Annotated in this window: 19 protein-coding genes; 13 read left to right on the top strand and 6 right to left on the bottom strand. The window is 44.6% G+C overall.

What is annotated here, in order from left to right; genetic code table 11:
- Positions 1-151: 151 nt before the first annotated feature.
- On the bottom strand, positions 152-439 hold the full coding sequence (locus tag QUA33_RS22755; RefSeq protein ID WP_333151382.1) for a transposase: 288 nt from the start codon (positions 437-439) through the stop codon (positions 152-154).
- A gap of 534 nt (positions 440-973) precedes the next feature.
- Here QUA33_RS22755 and QUA33_RS22760 point away from each other — a divergent pair.
- The 3 genes from QUA33_RS22760 to QUA33_RS22770 all read left to right on the top strand — a co-directional run bounded on the left by QUA33_RS22760 (position 974) and on the right by QUA33_RS22770 (position 2,758).
- On the top strand, positions 974-1,159 hold the full coding sequence (locus QUA33_RS22760) for a hypothetical protein (protein WP_333094207.1): 186 nt from the start codon (positions 974-976) through the stop codon (positions 1,157-1,159).
- A gap of 153 nt (positions 1,160-1,312) precedes the next feature.
- The gene (locus tag QUA33_RS22765) at positions 1,313-2,203 is read left to right on the top strand and encodes an ABC transporter permease (protein WP_333151384.1); all 891 of its coding nucleotides are present in this window, start codon (positions 1,313-1,315) and stop codon (positions 2,201-2,203) included.
- A gap of 168 nt (positions 2,204-2,371) precedes the next feature.
- A complete protein-coding gene (locus QUA33_RS22770; protein ID WP_333094211.1) occupies positions 2,372-2,758 on the top strand; it encodes a hypothetical protein in 387 nt (128 codons plus the stop codon).
- A 151-nt stretch (positions 2,759-2,909) separates the two neighbouring features.
- Here the strand turns inward: QUA33_RS22770 and QUA33_RS22775 are convergent, their stop codons facing one another.
- Both QUA33_RS22775 and QUA33_RS22780 read right to left on the bottom strand, forming a co-directional pair.
- A complete protein-coding gene (locus tag QUA33_RS22775; protein WP_333151386.1) occupies positions 2,910-4,268 on the bottom strand; it encodes an FAD-binding oxidoreductase in 1,359 nt (452 codons plus the stop codon).
- Positions 4,269-4,413: 145 nt separating this feature from the next.
- A complete protein-coding gene (locus QUA33_RS22780) occupies positions 4,414-5,163 on the bottom strand; it encodes a class I SAM-dependent methyltransferase (protein WP_333151388.1) in 750 nt (249 codons plus the stop codon).
- 304 nt (positions 5,164-5,467) lie between these two features.
- Here QUA33_RS22780 and QUA33_RS22785 point away from each other — a divergent pair, with 304 nt between their 5' ends.
- From QUA33_RS22785 to QUA33_RS22810, 6 genes are all read left to right on the top strand, one after another.
- The gene (locus QUA33_RS22785) at positions 5,468-6,937 is read left to right on the top strand and encodes an adenylate/guanylate cyclase domain-containing protein (RefSeq protein WP_333151390.1); all 1,470 of its coding nucleotides are present in this window, start codon (positions 5,468-5,470) and stop codon (positions 6,935-6,937) included.
- A 384-nt stretch (positions 6,938-7,321) separates the two neighbouring features.
- Positions 7,322-8,734 carry an adenylate/guanylate cyclase domain-containing protein gene (locus QUA33_RS22790; RefSeq protein ID WP_333151392.1) on the top strand — a complete coding sequence of 471 codons (1,413 nt, stop codon included), beginning with the start codon at positions 7,322-7,324 and terminating at the stop codon, positions 8,732-8,734.
- Between the two features lie 216 nt (positions 8,735-8,950).
- Positions 8,951-10,255, top strand: a complete 1,305-nt coding sequence (gene bioA, locus QUA33_RS22795) for an adenosylmethionine--8-amino-7-oxononanoate transaminase (protein WP_333151394.1) — start codon at positions 8,951-8,953, stop codon at positions 10,253-10,255.
- A 17-nt stretch (positions 10,256-10,272) separates the two neighbouring features.
- A complete protein-coding gene (gene bioB, locus QUA33_RS22800) occupies positions 10,273-11,316 on the top strand; it encodes a biotin synthase BioB (protein ID WP_333151397.1) in 1,044 nt (347 codons plus the stop codon).
- A gap of 333 nt (positions 11,317-11,649) precedes the next feature.
- Positions 11,650-12,261 (top strand): class I SAM-dependent methyltransferase, encoded by a 612-nt coding sequence (locus QUA33_RS22805; protein WP_333151399.1) that lies wholly within the window; start codon positions 11,650-11,652, stop codon positions 12,259-12,261.
- 171 nt (positions 12,262-12,432) lie between these two features.
- On the top strand, positions 12,433-13,107 hold the full coding sequence (locus QUA33_RS22810) for an SDR family oxidoreductase (protein ID WP_333151401.1): 675 nt from the start codon (positions 12,433-12,435) through the stop codon (positions 13,105-13,107).
- Between the two features lie 138 nt (positions 13,108-13,245).
- Here QUA33_RS22810 and QUA33_RS22815 read toward each other — a convergent pair whose 3' ends face one another.
- Positions 13,246-13,725 (bottom strand): hypothetical protein, encoded by a 480-nt coding sequence (locus QUA33_RS22815; RefSeq protein WP_333151403.1) that lies wholly within the window; start codon positions 13,723-13,725, stop codon positions 13,246-13,248.
- 82 nt (positions 13,726-13,807) lie between these two features.
- Between QUA33_RS22815 and petN the strand changes: the two genes are divergently transcribed.
- The 4 genes from petN to QUA33_RS22835 all read left to right on the top strand — a co-directional run bounded on the left by petN (position 13,808) and on the right by QUA33_RS22835 (position 15,100).
- Positions 13,808-13,897: a cytochrome b6-f complex subunit PetN gene (gene petN, locus QUA33_RS22820; protein WP_071883976.1), complete on the top strand. Its 90-nt coding sequence runs from the start codon at positions 13,808-13,810 to the stop codon at positions 13,895-13,897.
- A 91-nt stretch (positions 13,898-13,988) separates the two neighbouring features.
- Complete coding sequence (locus tag QUA33_RS22825; RefSeq protein ID WP_333069338.1) at positions 13,989-14,588, top strand: DJ-1/PfpI family protein; 600 nt, start codon at positions 13,989-13,991, stop codon at positions 14,586-14,588.
- Positions 14,585-14,821 (top strand): DUF167 domain-containing protein, encoded by a 237-nt coding sequence (locus QUA33_RS22830; protein WP_333151405.1) that lies wholly within the window; start codon positions 14,585-14,587, stop codon positions 14,819-14,821. The genes QUA33_RS22825 and QUA33_RS22830 overlap by 4 nt, the downstream gene beginning before the upstream one ends.
- Positions 14,822-14,911: 90 nt before the next feature.
- On the top strand, positions 14,912-15,100 hold the full coding sequence (locus QUA33_RS22835) for a CsbD family protein (protein ID WP_015175540.1): 189 nt from the start codon (positions 14,912-14,914) through the stop codon (positions 15,098-15,100).
- A gap of 133 nt (positions 15,101-15,233) precedes the next feature.
- On the opposite strand, the gene QUA33_RS22840 is transcribed toward QUA33_RS22835, so the two are convergent.
- The gene (locus QUA33_RS22840) at positions 15,234-15,488 is read right to left on the bottom strand and encodes a DUF4926 domain-containing protein (RefSeq protein WP_333151407.1); all 255 of its coding nucleotides are present in this window, start codon (positions 15,486-15,488) and stop codon (positions 15,234-15,236) included.
- 10 nt (positions 15,489-15,498) lie between these two features.
- Positions 15,499-15,834 carry a DUF6883 domain-containing protein gene (locus tag QUA33_RS22845; RefSeq protein WP_333151409.1) on the bottom strand — a complete coding sequence of 112 codons (336 nt, stop codon included), beginning with the start codon at positions 15,832-15,834 and terminating at the stop codon, positions 15,499-15,501.
- Positions 15,835-16,069 lie beyond the last annotated feature (235 nt).

Here is a 16,069-nt window from a genome sequence, read left to right on the forward strand (position 1 = left end):
GCTGCCTATCTTTTTTTACCACACATTGGCTCAATCCTCACCACCTCTGGGTTTCAGGCTGGTTGTTACCCCCCCAGGCGACCACCATAATTCAATTGGATTAAAATCAGGAGAGTATGGGGACAAGCACAAGATATAAGCACCCACCGCTTCAATCTACGGGCTTAATTGAATCTACTTTATGCGCTGGTAAGTTATCCATCACTACTACTGGTACCGACCACAAGTGTGGCACTAAACATTGATCGATAAACACCTCAAATGCTAGGTCATCCATCGAGTTGTCTCTGGTCATTAATGCCACTACTGGCTGGAAACTAATTCCACCAATTACTGTGATTTTCTTGCCTCGATAAAAAGGTTTGACAGCATAGGCTCTCGTTCCTCGTTGGGAACCTGCATGAGTTCTGGTTAAACAAGCGTAATACTCCTGTATCATCTCAAAAAACTAGATTTTTGGGGTCGATATGCTTGACTTTTTCCCAATGCTCTAACCTTAATTTCATGACTCTTTCTGTGCCAGCTTGGCTACTTCTCACTGTTTTTTTTTACGATTTAATCCCAACTTTTTTAAGGCGTTACACGTGGCTGTTCTACCCACCCAATTTCCCGTCTCCTGGGCAAATAACTCACACAATTCTAGTAAAGTGGAATCGGGAGGTGCTGCCACTATTTCTCTCAAAGAAGCTGTGGAATAATTCAAATGAGTGTATCTCGGTTTGCCCCTGGGTTTCGGCTGTAAGTTTCCCTCTATTTTTTGTTGCTTGACCAGTTTTTGAATAGAGCTTTTACTGACGGAAAATATCGCTGCTGTTTTTCTGAACGACAGCTTCTGATCTTGATGGGCTGCTACTATTTTTGGAAAGCAAATCTACTGAATACGCTTTCCTTGGTGTATTCTTTTAATCTATTATTATTGTACCTCATAACACCCGGAAGTGCTGTAACTTGTGAGTAATGGGTTAGCCCCCGCTTGGGCATACGGTTTCAAATTACACCAGAAACCCTGGAAATTTATCGCCCAGACGATCGCAAATTCCTCACTTCCGTAGAATTAGATCGACTTCGAGGACAGGAAAGCCAACTTGCACGCGAACAGCAAGAAAAACAACTCGTTCAACAACAGCTAGAAGAAGAACGCACTCTGCGACAACAGTAACAGCAGCGCTATCAAGCTTTAATAGAATGGCTGCGAGAAAAAGGCATGGACCCCCAACAATTGTAAGGGCGATCCCCCGCCCAACACCACCAATACCTCCAGACTTGCTACTGTAAAGAGAGTTAGATTTAATCAAAATCAGCGCAAGCAATTATGAGCGGTACTGTTACATCCCCCAACAACCTCAACCAGCAGCGGCCACTCTCCACGGCATCCGCTGACACTTCCAGTTCCCTGCTGGGCGACTTCATCCAAGAAACTCTCGCGTTAACCAAGCGCCTGTTTATTCAATTGCAGCGCCGCCCCTCGACGCTAGTTGCAGGAATTATTCAGCCGCTGATGTGGTTGGTTTTGTTCGGAGCTCTGTTTGAAAATGCTCCCGCAGGCTTGTTCGGCGAAAGCCAGAATTACGGACAATTTCTCGGTGCTGGTGTAATCGTTTTTACTGCATTTGCCGGGGCGCTGAATGCTGGTTTGCCGATTATGTTCGATCGCGAGTTCGGATTTCTCAACCGCTTATTAGTCGCGCCGTTGGCTTCCAGATTTTCGATCGTCCTCGCTTCGGCTATTTTTATCGTCACCCTCAGCTTCATCCAAACCGCCACAATTGTCACGGCCGGAGCATTTTTGGGCGCCGGATTCCCCGGAATTGCCGGACTCGGGGCGATCGCCCTAATTGTCCTACTATTAGTTTTGGGCGTCACCGGCTTGAGTCTGGGTTTAGCCTTCGCCCTTCCCGGCCACGTAGAATTAATAGCGGTAATTTTTGTTACTAACCTACCGCTGTTATTTGCCAGCACAGCCCTCGCGCCGCTGTCATTTATGCCAGAGTGGCTGCAAGTTGTGGTGACTCTCAATCCTCTGAGTTACGCGATCGAACCCATCCGCTACCTGTACCTGCACAGCGATTGGTCCCTAGCCAGTGTCGTGATGCAGGCTCCTTGGGGTAATGTTACCTTTGGAGGAGCGCTGTTAGTATTGCTAGCCTTTGATTTGGTGGCACTGCTGAGCATTCAACCGCTGCTGCGACGCCGGTTTGCGTGAGGAAGGGCGATCGCGACCTATCTGCGGGCGATCGTTTAACCTGCACCATCAATTGTAGGGACACGGCATTGCCGTGTCCTTAGCCCCAGCGAAGTAATATAATATTTAGTCACAAGTCAGAATATTGTTTAGATAGAATTGTTTTTTTGAAAGTTCAACTAATAAATTATGAACACCAAAACTTCCAAATCGGGCAAATTGATGATGGGGATTGCTGCAAGCGCGATCGCATCCTGTACTCTGTTATCGCCTCAAGCAAGCTTCGCTCAAGCCAGCGGTTTAAATAATGCCCAACCGCTGCAAGACTTTCAAACTCAAGACAATACCGACCCCTTTTCCGGCCGCAGCAGCGGCAGCGGAATATTTGATTTAATTCACCGGTCCAATTTGGGAGGCGGACGCAGCATGGAAGAATTTAATAGCGAACAGCGCCAAAATTTGAACGATGCGGCCGCAGAATTTCGCAACAAACAGCGCCTTTTGCTGCAAAAACAAGACCCAACAGTGCCTTCACCCGCGATCGCACCAGCAGAAGTTACCGCCCCCGTCCCTTAGATTGACAAGTTTTGTTCGCACCAAGGACTTGAGTTTTTATTTGCTAAAAACTTCCGACATAGAAAACTAATTTCTTCGTCTCAAGTGAGATGGACGAAAGTTTGTGTAGCAGCGATTTCAAGATCCGAATCTTATCTAAAAACCATCCTCCTTAATCCCGTTCCAACCACGCGCGCATTTTACCCGGATTAAGCAAACCGTAAGGATCGACCAACTCTTTAAACTGCAACTGTTCCACATTAATACTTTTCATCCCTCCATCTTCCAATATATAAGTGTGAGGATTAGCAATCAGTGCGCCTTGCTGTTCGTGATAGCGAATAATTTCATTGAGCCGTGATTCGGTAGTGTAGCGAACTATTTGCAAAGCTGCGGCGATCGCCCTGCCGTTCATCCGCAAAAACTCCAAGTGCATCATCACCTCATCCCCATAATAATTGTACAGTTCCTCAATTAACTTCAAACCTTTATCTGGGGGAAAAAGCGTCTGCAAATAAGTCAGAGACGGGTCAGCGCTGCGAGCGTGCAAAGTGGTATGATTCCAAGTAAATTCAGCAAGGGCTGCACCTTTGCTCGCTGCTTGCGCGTTTTTTTGATAGCAAATTGTGCCGCCATATTCCCGCACCAAATCTTGCAGCGGTTCCAGACAAGATTCAGCCACCATTAACAAAGCGCAGTGCTTACCTTCAGGAATTGCATCGCGGAAAGCAGCAAAATAAGCAGGAATCGGCCAAGCACAAACACAAATTAGTTTTTTGATAATTCCGTCAGCATCGCCCAAAGCTTGACCGAAGTTGGCCGATGTCATAAAATCGTCAAAAGCGACGATGATTTCCGCCCAAGGATAAGCAGGGGCGAGGGGAATTTCTAACTCAGTAATAATCCCATTTGTGCCGTAAGCGTGATTGACTTTCTGCACTTCATCCCCGCGCAATTCGATGACACGGGGATCGTCTTCCATTGTAACAACTCGAACGGCATGAAGATTTCCCCGATCGCGCAATTGCCCGTAAGTTATCGAACCAATTCCCCCGCTACCGCCGCCGATAAATCCCCCAATCGTTGCGGTGCGATAGGTTGAGGGAACCATCCGCAATTCCCAACCAGTTTCTCGGGCTTGTTTGTCGAAAGCCGACATTTTCACCCCCGGTTCTACGCAAGCTAAACCCGGTTTTATCCAGCGGATACTGTTCATTTTGCTGGTATCTAAAATGACGCCTCCCTTCAGGGGAATGCACTGCCCGTAATTGCCCGTTCCTGCACCTCTAACAGTTAGCGGAATTTTGGATTTGACGCAGGCGGCAGCAATCCGCAAAACTTCGGCTTCGCTGGCGGGACGAACTACTAAATCTCCTGTTTTATCACTTAAGAGAGGTTGCAAAACTGGACTGAAGTGATAATAATCTTGAGATAGCTTGACAACTTGCGCGCGATCGCTAATTATTTCAATTCCCGATAGTTCCGAAGAAAAAGCATCCCAATCAATACTTTGAATCGCAGTTGCAGTCATTTTGTTTCCTAAATCCTGACAGTATTATATATTTTCTCCAGCATAGCCCAATAACATAAAATACTAACTGCAATCTTTCTTTAAGTAATGAGGTGCGTCCAGGCGCACCCTACATATAAAAGTTCTGCGTCCAGGACTGCTTTTTTCAATTAACAAATCCCCCAAACACTGCCATACCGTAGTATTTCCAAGGAACTGCAACAGTGTCAAATCTAGCTTTTACCAACATTTCTAACTGTGCCGAAAGTGTAGCTAGGCGATCGGGATTAGAATAACCGTAAGAGACACTCGTCCCCACATTTGCGCGAATTTCGGCTAACGTTTCCCCCTGATTTAGTACCCAATCTTCTCGCGTCGCTTGATAAATATCTTTCATTGCTGCTGATTCTGCTAAAAGAGGATCGGCATTCCAAAAACAGCCACCAGCATTTAAACTTTCGCGGATGCGTTGAAACAATTTCAACTTCATCTCGTCCTCAAGATGGTGAATTGCCAGAGATGAAATGCAAGCATTGAATTTATCGTCCAAGCCTGATAAATTTGGATTGTTCGCCCATTCTCCAAAATCCATTTCTATCCCAGTCCACCGAGTTGTGTATCCTGCAGACTCTATTTTGGCGCGGGCAAAATCAAGCATTCGCGGCGAGTAATCGACAGCAACTATTTCCGCAGACGGGTAGCGTTTGAGAACTTTTAAAGTGAGTTCCCCCGTACCGCAGCCGAGTTCTAAAATGCGGTGGTTTGTGTTAGCAATGCAGCCTGCTACTACGTCTAGCATTTCGTCATATTTAGGTAAAAGTCGCCGAATGCCAGTATCAAAATTGGCAGTGTTGACGAAAACTTCTCCCGGAAAAATTTCGTTGTTAGTAGGTGAGACAGTAGAGTCAGAATTCACGATCGCCAACCATAGACTACAATTGCTATCCTAACCGAGATAAAGCAAAAAGTGCGTGAAGTAGGGACACGGCACTGCCATGCCCTTAACCGAGCATCTGTACTTCACTCAACAGAAAATCCCTATAAAGTTATGGGTATTCTTACGGATAAGCGAAACACTCGCGGTAAACAATAATTAACCCTCGGTTGCACTCAGAGAGTCTTGCTTTACCCCGGACGCCAGCAAAACAGTCTGAGAAAGCAGTGTTATGTTAGTAGTGCATAAATTCCAATCAAGATTAAACCTCACACGTGAGGATACCATGCCCCAGTTGATTTCTCGAATTCGGGCTGCCATCAGCCAATTAATTTACAAGCGAATTCTCCTTGCAGTGACAATTTTATTTTGTATAGGTGTAGGAGTAGCGATGGAAAATATGTCTCGTCTTTCCTCCACCCTAATCGAATCGCAAGCCCTCCAAAATGCCACCCTCTATGCCCAAGCTGTTAAAGAAGCCCGCACCCTTTACAGTTCCGATGTTGTTAGTCCTCTCAACACTGCTAAAGCGATTAACTTTACCCACGACTACAACCCGACAAAAGTAACAGTTCCCGTACCAGCCAGTTTCTTAATAGAACTCGGCAACCATATCACAAAAAAAAATCCAGAAGTATCACTTCGGCTCTACAGTAACTACCCGTTTCCCTGGCGGAGAAAAGAAGGCGGAGTCCGAGACGACTTTGAACAGCAAGCTATTACGTATTTGACGCAAAATCCGACACAAAAGTTTGTCCGCCGTGAAAATTATCGCGGCAAACCAGCCTTTCGATATGCCGAGGCAGATATTCTAACTTCTAGCTGCGTGAACTGTCACAATACTCACCGTGACAGTCCTAAAACTGATTGGAAAGTGGGAGATGTGCGGGGTATATTAGAAATTATTCAACCTCTGGATACCATCATTCAAAATACTAAAAGTGAGCTTAAAAACCTGTTTTTACTGTTAGTAGGACTTTCACTTTTAGGGGTTACAGGATTAACTTTATCTATCAGCAGGTTGCGCCAGAATGCTAAACAATTAGAACAGCGCGTCAGGGAACGCACGGCACAATTGCAAGAAATTAATGTAGAATTGGTAAAAGAACAGGAAAAGAGCGATCGCCTGCTGCTCAATATTTTACCCGAATCCATTGCTGCTAAGCTAAAAGATGGTCAAAGCAGTATTGCTGACGGCTTCGCAGAAGTCACGATTTTGTTTGCGGATATCGTAGGCTTTACCGTGCTTTCAGCACAAATATCTCCCGAAGAACTGCTCAAGTTTCTCAACGAAATTTTTTCAGCCTTCGATGGCTTAACGGAAAAGTACGGCTTGGAAAAAATCAAAACAATTGGAGACGCTTATATGGTAGTCGGAGGTTTGCCCAACCCCAGCACCAACCACGCCGAAAGCATTGCGGAAATGGCTTTAGATATGCAGGAGGAATTAGCCAAATTTAATGCCAAACATCATGCAGGAATTAACATTCGCATCGGCATCAATACCGGGCCTGCAATTGCGGGGGTTATTGGCACTAAAAAATTTATTTACGACCTCTGGGGCGATGCCGTCAATACAGCAGCGCGCATGGAATCCCACGGGCTTGCCGGCGCGATTCAAGTCACACAATCAACTTACGAGATCTTGCAAAATAAGTATCGGTTTGAATACAGAGGAATTATCGACATCAAAGGCAAGGGCGATATGAATACTTATCTGCTTGCAGGCAGGCTAGTCAGCCCAGTTTCGGTTTAATTTGTTTATTATATTATTAAGGGGTATGCTAGTTAGTCCGGAGTCAGTCAATTTTAGATTTTAGATTTTAGATTTTAGATTTACTGCACAGGTGAATCTGGGAGCTTGAACTTTGGTCTAAAATTTTTATATATCCGCGAGTTAAGTCGGGGGCTGGTATCCGTTTTTGGGCGGGTCATCATTCATTAGTTGTTAGTCGTCAGCCAACAACTAACAGTTAATGACTGCTGGCTGTTGACTGCTGACAATTACAGGAATTACACAGGGGATGTGAGAAACCCGGTTTCTGCGCGGTTGCTTCGTTGACACACCCAAAATTGATTACCAGAAACCCGGTTTTTTTTCCTATTTCCTACATTAGCCATTGGCAAAATAGTAAATTTTATGCGAGCGCGGATTTTATCATTCTTAAAATTTTTCCAATCTCGCTTGTCTAGGCAAATAGCTTTGTGGGTATTTGCTAGCATTCTTGTCATAGAGGGAATTATTTTAGTTCCCTCTTATTTTCGGCGAGAAAATGAACTTTTAAGTCAATTAGAACAGGTATCTCGCGCGACTGTTGATTCCCTAGAGTTTTTGCTTCAACAAGATATTTCCGATCGCACTTTCTTGCAAGAAGAAGTAAAAAATATTATTAAGGATTCTCAAGTAGTGTTAGGACTATCTATTTACCAAGCTAACGGTCAGCTAATATATACACTTGGCGAACCCCCAGAAATCCGTTTAAAGCAACTAAAAAGAGCTCGTATAGTTCACAGTCACAATTTCGATGGCCAGCGCTACGATATTGCTTGGACGGAGCGACATTTTGGAGGCGATTACATCTTAATTGTTCGCCACGATGCTTCCACCGTTCAACCGGAACTCTACGCATTTATCGGGAGGATTGCCGTTCTAGTCATCATTATATCAGCCTTTGTCACTTCTGTGACTATGTTTTTTTTAGGAGCGACAGTAATTTCACCTATCTTGAGATTGCGGGATGACTTGATCGCTGCCGGAGACGCTTTGAGCAAAGATCGAGAACAACCAGATTTCTACTCTCTGTCTGTCAAGCGCGATGATGAGTTGGGAGAACTTATGGTCGCATTCAATCAAATGTTTCACCGAGTATACAAGGAAATTGCACAGCGGAAGCAAGCTGAGGAAATATTGCGCGCCGAACAAGAAAAGTCGGAACGTTTATTACTAAATATATTACCGGTAATGATTGCCGATCGCCTAAAACAAGGTCAGATAAATATTGCGGACGGATTTGCAGAGGTTACGGTTTTGTTTGCTGATATTGTGGGCTTTACCGAAATATCTTCGCGCACGTCTCCTGAAGAATTAGTAGAATTACTTAACAAAATATTTTCATCTTTCGATCGCTTAAGCGAACAATATGGCTTAGAAAAAATTAAGACTATCGGCGACAATTATATGGTAGCAGGCGGTTTGCCACTTCCCTGTACAAATCACGCCGAATCTATTGCCGAAATGGCGCTGGAAATGCAGCAAGAAATTATGAAATTCCGCGACGAATGCGGTAAACCTCTCAATATCCGCATTGGCATTAATACTGGGCCTGTTGTAGCAGGTGTCATCGGCACTAAAAAGTTTATTTACGATTTGTGGGGAGATGCTGTGAATACAGCAAGCCGCATGGAGTCTCAGGGACTTCCTGGTAAAATTCAAGTTAGCAAATCAACTTATGAGTTGCTGTGCGATAAGTATTTGTTGGAAAAGCGCGGTAAAATTAATGTTAAAGGCAAAGGATCTATGACGACTTATTTGCTCAAAGGCCGAAAATTGTAACTGACAATTTTCACCATCGCCGGGGAATTACGTGATATGGCGGCAGACGTTGCAGCGCAGCCGCCCTCAACACCAAACTAGATTTTGTTTGAAGGAACCGCGAAGACGCTAAGGACACGAAGGAAGAGAAGAAGAAATAAGAAAAAATAAAAAGTTTATAAGTGAATTAAACTTGTTATATTAAAATACGACTTAATATTAGTTTGAGTGGTAAAAATGACTGCGAATCAGGAACATAATTCTTCAATTTCACCGATTTGGCAGCCCTTCACGCAAATGAAAACGGCTGCCCCGCCGCTGAAGGTAATTCGCGGCAAAGGATCGGTGCTGGAATTAGCAGACGGGCGGCAAATTCTCGACTGTATTTCTAGTTGGTGGGTGACTGTTCACGGGCACAGCCATCCGGTTCTGGCGGAGGCTCTTTACGAACAAGCTCAAAAGTTAGAACACGTAATCTTTGCGGGGTTTACTCACGAACCAGCCGAGAAACTTGCTAATAAATTGCTAAATCATACGCCTGCTTCTTTGACGCGGATTTTCTTTTCTGATAACGGTTCTACTGCTGTTGAAGTTGCTCTGAAAATGGCATTTCAATATTGGCAAAATATCGGAGAAACTAATCGCACTAGCTTTATTAGTTTTGAGGGAGGTTATCACGGCGATACTGTGGGCGCGATGTCTGCTGGCAGAAGTTCGCTGTGGTGGGAATCTTTTGCACCTTTAATGTTTGCTGGGGATGTTGTTCCTTTTCCCGCGACTTTTGACGGCGATGAGGAGGTGGAAAGCAAGGAGGCGGCGAGTTTAGAGAAGTTGGAGTTGTTGTTAAAGCAGGGCGGCTATGCGGGTATTTTTATCGAACCTTTGGTGCAAGGTTCTGGGGGGATGCGAATGTGCCGCCCTGAGTTTTTGCGGGCGATCGCACAACTGGCCCGCCAGTTTAATGTATTGTTGATTTACGATGAAGTAATGACGGGTTTTGGCCGCACGGGCGAACTGTTTGCCTCGGTTAAATCTGCAACTTCACCGGATATCCTGTGTTTGTCTAAAGGATTGTCTGGTGGCTGTTTGCCAATTGCTGTCACAATGGCATCGGACGATATTTATCAAGCTTTCTGGCGAGATGAATGGGACAAAGCTTTTTTTCACGGTCATTCTTATACCGGAAATCCCTTAGCTTGTGCGGTGAGTGTAGCATCTATGGAGCTTTTGGAGCAAAACCCAAATGTTTATCAAGGGATGGAAAAACTGCACCACAAATATCTGAATCAATGGCTGAGAAATCATCCTAAACTAGAACGGATTCGGACTTGTGGCACCATCGTAGCAATGGATGTGAAAACGGAAAGCGATTCCGGTTATTTTAATGACATCGCTCCGGTATTGAAAGCCAGATTTCTCGAAGCGGGGTTTTTGCTCCGCCCCTTGGGAAATACGCTTTACTTGATGCCTCCCTACTGCATTTCTCCTGATGAACTAGAATCGATTTATCGGGTGATTCGTCAGGTTTTGGATACTCTGTAAACCCTTTAATTTTAGTAATGAATTTACCCAATTGGAACGATTTGGCTGACGACGCGCTGGCGGGCAAATGTATCTCTCGCGAGCAATCTTTAGCCGTATTGCGCGCACCGGATGAGGTTTTGCTGGAACAACTAAACGCAGCTTATCGGGTGCGCCGCCACTACTGGGGAAACCGAGTCAGGCTGCACTATTTGTTAAATGCTCAAAGTGGCCTTTGTCCTGAAGATTGCCATTATTGTTCTCAGTCAAAAATTTCGACTGCGGAAATTGAGAAATATCCGCTTTTAGCTAAGGATAAAATTCTGGATGCCGCCCAACGCGCTGCAGAGTTAAAAGCTGGTACGTTTTGTTTGGTGATTTCGGGCCGCCAACCCAGCGCATCTACTTTCGATCGCGTTGTGGATGCTGTCGAGACTGTGAAGGCAAATTATAACCTAAAAATTTGCGCTTGTTTGGGATTGTTGAGCGAGGAACAAACTCACCGTTTGGCTAAAGCAGGAGTCGATCGCGTAAATCACAATCTCAATACTTCCGAATCATATCACACGGATATTTGCACGACTCACACTTTTGGCGATCGGGTGGAAACCGTCGAACACGTAAAAGCAGCGGGGATCACAACTTGTTCGGGCGGAATTTTGGGGATGGGCGAATCGGATGATGATGCGATCGATTTAGCGCTTTCGCTTCGCGAGTTGGGCGTTACTAGCGTGCCGGTCAACTTTTTCATTCCTATTCCCGGCACGCCATTTGCAGATGTGAACAGGTTAACTCCCCGCCAATGTTTGCGAATTCTCTGTTTGTTCCGATTTTTGCTTCCCAGTCAAGAAATTCGGATTGCTGGGGGACGGGAAGTGCATTTGCGATCGCTGCAACCTCTCGGACTCTACCCCGCTAATTCTATCTTTGTTGGCGATTATCTGACAACTCCCGGACAAGCTGCCCATCAAGATTGGGACATGATTCGAGATGCGGGATTTGCGATCGAATCCCCCGAAGGTTCTCTCTTAGAAGTTGATTCAGCAGTTACAAAATCCGAACAAAAAACCCTGGTTGTTTAACTATTATACCAGGAGTCAATCGGATGAAATAGAGTAGGACACGGCAGTGCCCAAAGCGTGTCAACTTAACGTCAAACTTAGTACCATCCTGCTGTTTGACTATTAGGGTTCGATCCCCCCTAGCCCCCCTTAAGAAGGGGGGGACAAGAGTTTGATCGAAGTCCCCCTTCTTAAGGGGGATTTAGGGGGATCTAGACTAGGGTAAAACCGATATTTATCAAGGGTTTTAGCCTTAAGTGGACACCAATGGGCTTTTGGAGTGTCCCTACGGTTTACCTTCTAAAATCTCAAATCTCAAATCTCAAATCTCAAATAATACAAGAGGGGGAAATTGTGGACAAACGCGAAGAAATTACGATCGCAGAATACCAGCTAACTGCCGAATCTTTCCGACAAGGAACTTGGCATCACGACGTATCCCAAAATCGCGAGGCACTGACCGCTGCTATGCCCCGCAATCCCGGTAAAATTCTCGATATAGGATGCGGGCCGGGACGAGATTTAGTAGCGTTCAAGAGCCAAGGACACACAGTTGTAGGCTTAGATGCAACTCCAGCTTTTGTAGAAATAGCTAAGAAGTTATCGGGATGCGAAGTTTGGCAACAATCTTTTCTAAATCTCGACTTGCCAGAGGCAGAATTTGACGGTATTTTTGCCAATGCTTCCCTGATTCACGTTCCCAGCGACGAAATGGTGAAAGTGCTGCAAGATTTGTACAAAGCCTTAGTTGTTAACGGTGCAATTGTCATGTCAATGTGTCGGGGAAATTGGGAGGGATACGACGAGAGATCAACGGGAAAACGCTATACAGCCGGATGGGAATATCATACCTTAGCGCCCTGTTTAGAACAAACAGGATTTGCAATAGTCAATCACTACTATCGCCCCCCCGGCTTACCCCGCGAAGCTCAATCTTGGGTAGTAATGGTGGGAAAAAAAATCTAACGTAAATTAGAAATAGGCAATCGGTAATTGCCAATCATTCCCCTCTCTTCCTCTGCGCCCTCTGCGCCCTCTGCGGTAAAAAAAAACTAATTCAAAAATTCACAGAGGATTGTTGTATACTGTTCCACAGTCAAAACAACCACTTTATGCACAACTTAAAACACAATTAATATGACAGAGAAATCCCACATTTTTTTAGCAGGTGCTAGCCGAGGCGTAGGCCTAGAAATTGCGAAGTTGTTGGTAGAACAAAAGATGCAAGTAACTGCACTTTTGCGATCGCCCGCAACCAGCACAGAATTAGAAGCAATGGGGATCAAAGTCGTGACTGGCGATGCTTTGGATGCAGCAGCTATGGAAGCGGCGATGGCTGGCGGCGATCCAATTCATGCCGTAATCAGCACAATTGGCGGCTTGCCAAAAGATGGAGAAAGAGCCGACTATTTGGGCAACAAAAACTTGATTGATGCCGCTGTCAAAGCAGGCGTGCAAAAGTTTATTTTAGTTTCATCCATCGGTAGCGGTAATAGTGTCGGCGCTTTGCCACCCCAAGCTTTAGAAACTTTGCGCCCGGTTTTAATAGAAAAGGAAAAAGCCGAAAATCATTTGATAGCAAGCGGGATGATTTATACAGTGATTCGTCCCGGCGGACTCAAATCGGAACCTGCAACAGGCAACGGTATTTTAACAGAAGATTGTCGAGTTTCTGGAACGATTCATCGGGCAGATGTAGCGCAGCTAGTTTGTCAGTGTTTAGTTTCTGATGCTGCTAACAATAAAGTTTTGTCGGCGGTAGATAAACAGATGGTTTACGGCAATCCAGAATTTGAGGTGTTAAATCTTTAGGGGCGGGTTTAGCGCAAAATAAGCTGTTTCGCTAAATTGTATGTTTTGGGCGGGCTAGGAGCAACGGCCCACAGGAAAATTGAACTTTTGTGGAACAGGCATCTTGCCTGTTCCTAAAAATGCTGCAAGATTTTGCACTCAAGAATCAAAGGGCTTAATCCACGATCGCCCGATCGCCCAATCCAAAACCAAACCCGCGATCGCAAACAATACCACACTCTCGACACCGCGAACCCCAAACGGCAATAACTCCTGCAGGGCGGGCATCTTCCCGGGTTCAAAAAACAATCCAGCATCCAACTGTCCAAAAGCCCGCACCAACCCAAAAGCCAACACCGCACCAGATTTAAGCTGCGGGTTAACATCTCGGCGAATCGCATAGCGGTAAGTCACGCCGAACAAAAAACCGCCCAAAAGTGCGATCGTCCCTCTGAAGGCAAAATTTAGGTCAATTTCCCTTACCTGCAAACTCGCCAGAGAATCCAACCTATCCGCCAGAATTAAACTATTACCAAGGGCGATCGCCCCAAAACCCAGCAAACAAGACAAAGCAGCAACACTCCCTGCCTTCAAAGATTCTACCCGTTCAGCGGCACTAAAATTTGACGAGTCCTTCACGGCGCCCTCATTCTTAAAATAGCTCAAATTGACTTATCATAAGGTTTGGAGTCACTTTGTACAGTTTGTTCAATAAATAGCTATGGATATTTTGTCACTCGGTTGGGTTTCGGTGCTAGTTCTGTTCTCCTTCTCAATTTCAATGGTCATTTGGGGACGCAACGGTTTCTAGATTCCAGAATAGCTTGCGGGGCAAGCTTTTTAACTGCCCCGCATTTTTTTTAATCCTATTTAACACAATCAAAATAACAGGAGTTGGAAACATGACAGCCAAAAAAATATTAATGTTAGTCGGCGACTTTGTAGAAGACTACGAAGTAATGGTTCCCTTCCAAGCACTGCAAATGGTAGGTCACACCGTCCACGCCATCTGCCCGGACAAAGTAGCAGGCCAAACAATTCGCACCGCTATTCACGACTTTGAAGGCGATCAAACCTACAGCGAAAAACCCGGTCACAACTTCACTTTAAACGCGACTTTTGACGAAATCAACCCGGCCGACTACGACGCTTTGATTATCCCCGGAGGACGCGCCCCAGAATACATCCGCCTCAACGAACAAGTGCTGCAAATTACCCGCTACTTTGCCAACAGCAAAAAGCCGATCGCATCTATTTGTCACGGCTTGCAAGTCCTGACCGCCGCCGGCGTACTCGAAGGCAAACGCTGCACCGCATACCCCGCTTGCAGCCCTGACGTACTCCGGGCCGGCGGCAAATATACAGAAGTTCCAGTTACCGAAGCCGTAGTCGATGGCAATTTAGTCACCGCCCCCGCGTGGCCAGCACATTCTAACTGGCTGGCTGAATTCCTGAAAGTTTTGGGAACGAAGATCGAACATTCAGAGAAAGTCGAAGTGTGACTATTTTCACAGTCAAAGTTAAACCGAATTCCACACAGCAAAGCATCGCAGAACAACCCGACGGCAGCCTCACAATACATCTCAAGTCGCCGCCAGTCGATGGGAAAGCCAATCAAGAATTAATCATGCTGTTGGCGAAAAAGTTTAAAGTGCCGAAATCTGCGATCGGCATTAAATCCGGTTTTTCCTCCAGAAATAAACTTGTGGAAATTCCAATCGAACCTTTAACTTAGAAATAAGGGTAATAACAAATCTATCTAAAGAGGGATATAGACTCAGCTTTAAAAGTATATATTATAGTTGTCGAGTTAGAATATAAAATTATGAGCATTGAAAATAGAGTCGAAGCAACAGCAAAGAATATTGAAGGCAAAATCCAAGAAGCTGTTAGCGAAGTTACAGGCAATCAGAAAGATAAATTAGAAGGTCAAGCCAAGCAAGATGAAGCATCAGCAATTCACCTGAAAGAAGACCTCAAAGATAAAGCCAAAGAGATTGTAGACCGAGCTTAGTAACAGTATTCGCTACAAGTTTCCTGCCTACTAAATCCCGCAAACGATATGTTTGCGGGATTTTTTATAATGAGCCTAAATGATTTGTACCAATATCTTGGGGCGAGTTGATAAAGATTATTGGTGGCAAAATTCATCGGGTAACTGCCCCTACAGATTCTACTAACTCATAGTGTAAAAGCATTAATTTTGTGGCTGGAATTGTTTCCATTGCATAAGTTGTGCCATCTTGATGAGAAAATTCTACCTCAAAAGCACTGCCATCAAATTCCATCACGACTGTTCCTACTTGTCCTTTATATAATTTAATGATTTGTTTTGTTTCAAAATGGGTGGCTTCTAAATCTTCAGTTAAAGCAACAATATCTAGGTCTTTAATTGTTTTCATTGTTTTTACCTCACTTTTTGACGGGATAACAACTTGTTAATCTGGGGAAACTTTCACCTAAGCGGACGATCCAAGCTGCTAGAATCAGAGATTCACCTACTTCGGTTTTTAGCAAAAATTTCATGTTGTAATGTGTTCCGTATTCATTGTTTTTTTGAATAACAACATCTTCGTTGATAGCAGCTTCTTTTAAAGCCTGTTTGAGCATTTCAGCATTTTTTATGGTAATGCCTAACTTACTGGCAAACAAAATAGCTTTATTTTTTCCTTCTTGATGATTATGATTTAAAGAATATAATTCTATTTTATTGCCTAAATCTGTTAGATGACCATTGGACAGTTTCACTATTAATAACTGTTTTTGAATAACAAAATAGAATATTAGTCTGCTACGATAATCGACTTTTACTCAAATGTCAATTATATCGTCTTTGAGTTGGGTGGCTGGTTTGTCAACATTATTGATGGGTGGCAAAATGGATCGGTGAATCTGCCCTTCCTTTCAATGCCCAAAGCCCAATGCCCAATCCCCGATGCCCAATTCCCAAGACCAATAAAAAAGCCAGGGATGGATATCCCCA

The organism is Microcoleus sp. Pol14D4, from assembly GCF_036701245.1.
GTDB lineage: Bacteria > Cyanobacteriota > Cyanobacteriia > Cyanobacteriales > Microcoleaceae > Microcoleus.

Bases quoted from the DNA above. Each gene is read 5' to 3' on its own strand.
- QUA33_RS22755 (WP_333151382.1), bottom strand. From the start codon at position 439: ATGATACAGGAGTATTACGCTTGTTTAACCAGAACTCATGCAGGTTCC.
- QUA33_RS22765 (WP_333151384.1), top strand. From the start codon at position 1,313: ATGAGCGGTACTGTTACATCCCCCAACAACCTCAACCAGCAGCGGCCA.
- QUA33_RS22770 (WP_333094211.1), top strand. From the start codon at position 2,372: ATGAACACCAAAACTTCCAAATCGGGCAAATTGATGATGGGGATTGCT.
- QUA33_RS22775 (WP_333151386.1), bottom strand. From the start codon at position 4,268: ATGACTGCAACTGCGATTCAAAGTATTGATTGGGATGCTTTTTCTTCG.
- QUA33_RS22785 (WP_333151390.1), top strand. From the start codon at position 5,468: ATGCCCCAGTTGATTTCTCGAATTCGGGCTGCCATCAGCCAATTAATT.
- QUA33_RS22790 (WP_333151392.1), top strand. From the start codon at position 7,322: ATGCGAGCGCGGATTTTATCATTCTTAAAATTTTTCCAATCTCGCTTG.
- bioA (WP_333151394.1), top strand. From the start codon at position 8,951: ATGACTGCGAATCAGGAACATAATTCTTCAATTTCACCGATTTGGCAG.
- bioB (WP_333151397.1), top strand. From the start codon at position 10,273: ATGAATTTACCCAATTGGAACGATTTGGCTGACGACGCGCTGGCGGGC.
- QUA33_RS22810 (WP_333151401.1), top strand. From the start codon at position 12,433: ATGACAGAGAAATCCCACATTTTTTTAGCAGGTGCTAGCCGAGGCGTA.
- petN (WP_071883976.1), top strand. From the start codon at position 13,808: ATGGATATTTTGTCACTCGGTTGGGTTTCGGTGCTAGTTCTGTTCTCC.
- QUA33_RS22825 (WP_333069338.1), top strand. From the start codon at position 13,989: ATGACAGCCAAAAAAATATTAATGTTAGTCGGCGACTTTGTAGAAGAC.
- QUA33_RS22835 (WP_015175540.1), top strand. From the start codon at position 14,912: ATGAGCATTGAAAATAGAGTCGAAGCAACAGCAAAGAATATTGAAGGC.
- QUA33_RS22840 (WP_333151407.1), bottom strand. From the start codon at position 15,488: ATGAAAACAATTAAAGACCTAGATATTGTTGCTTTAACTGAAGATTTA.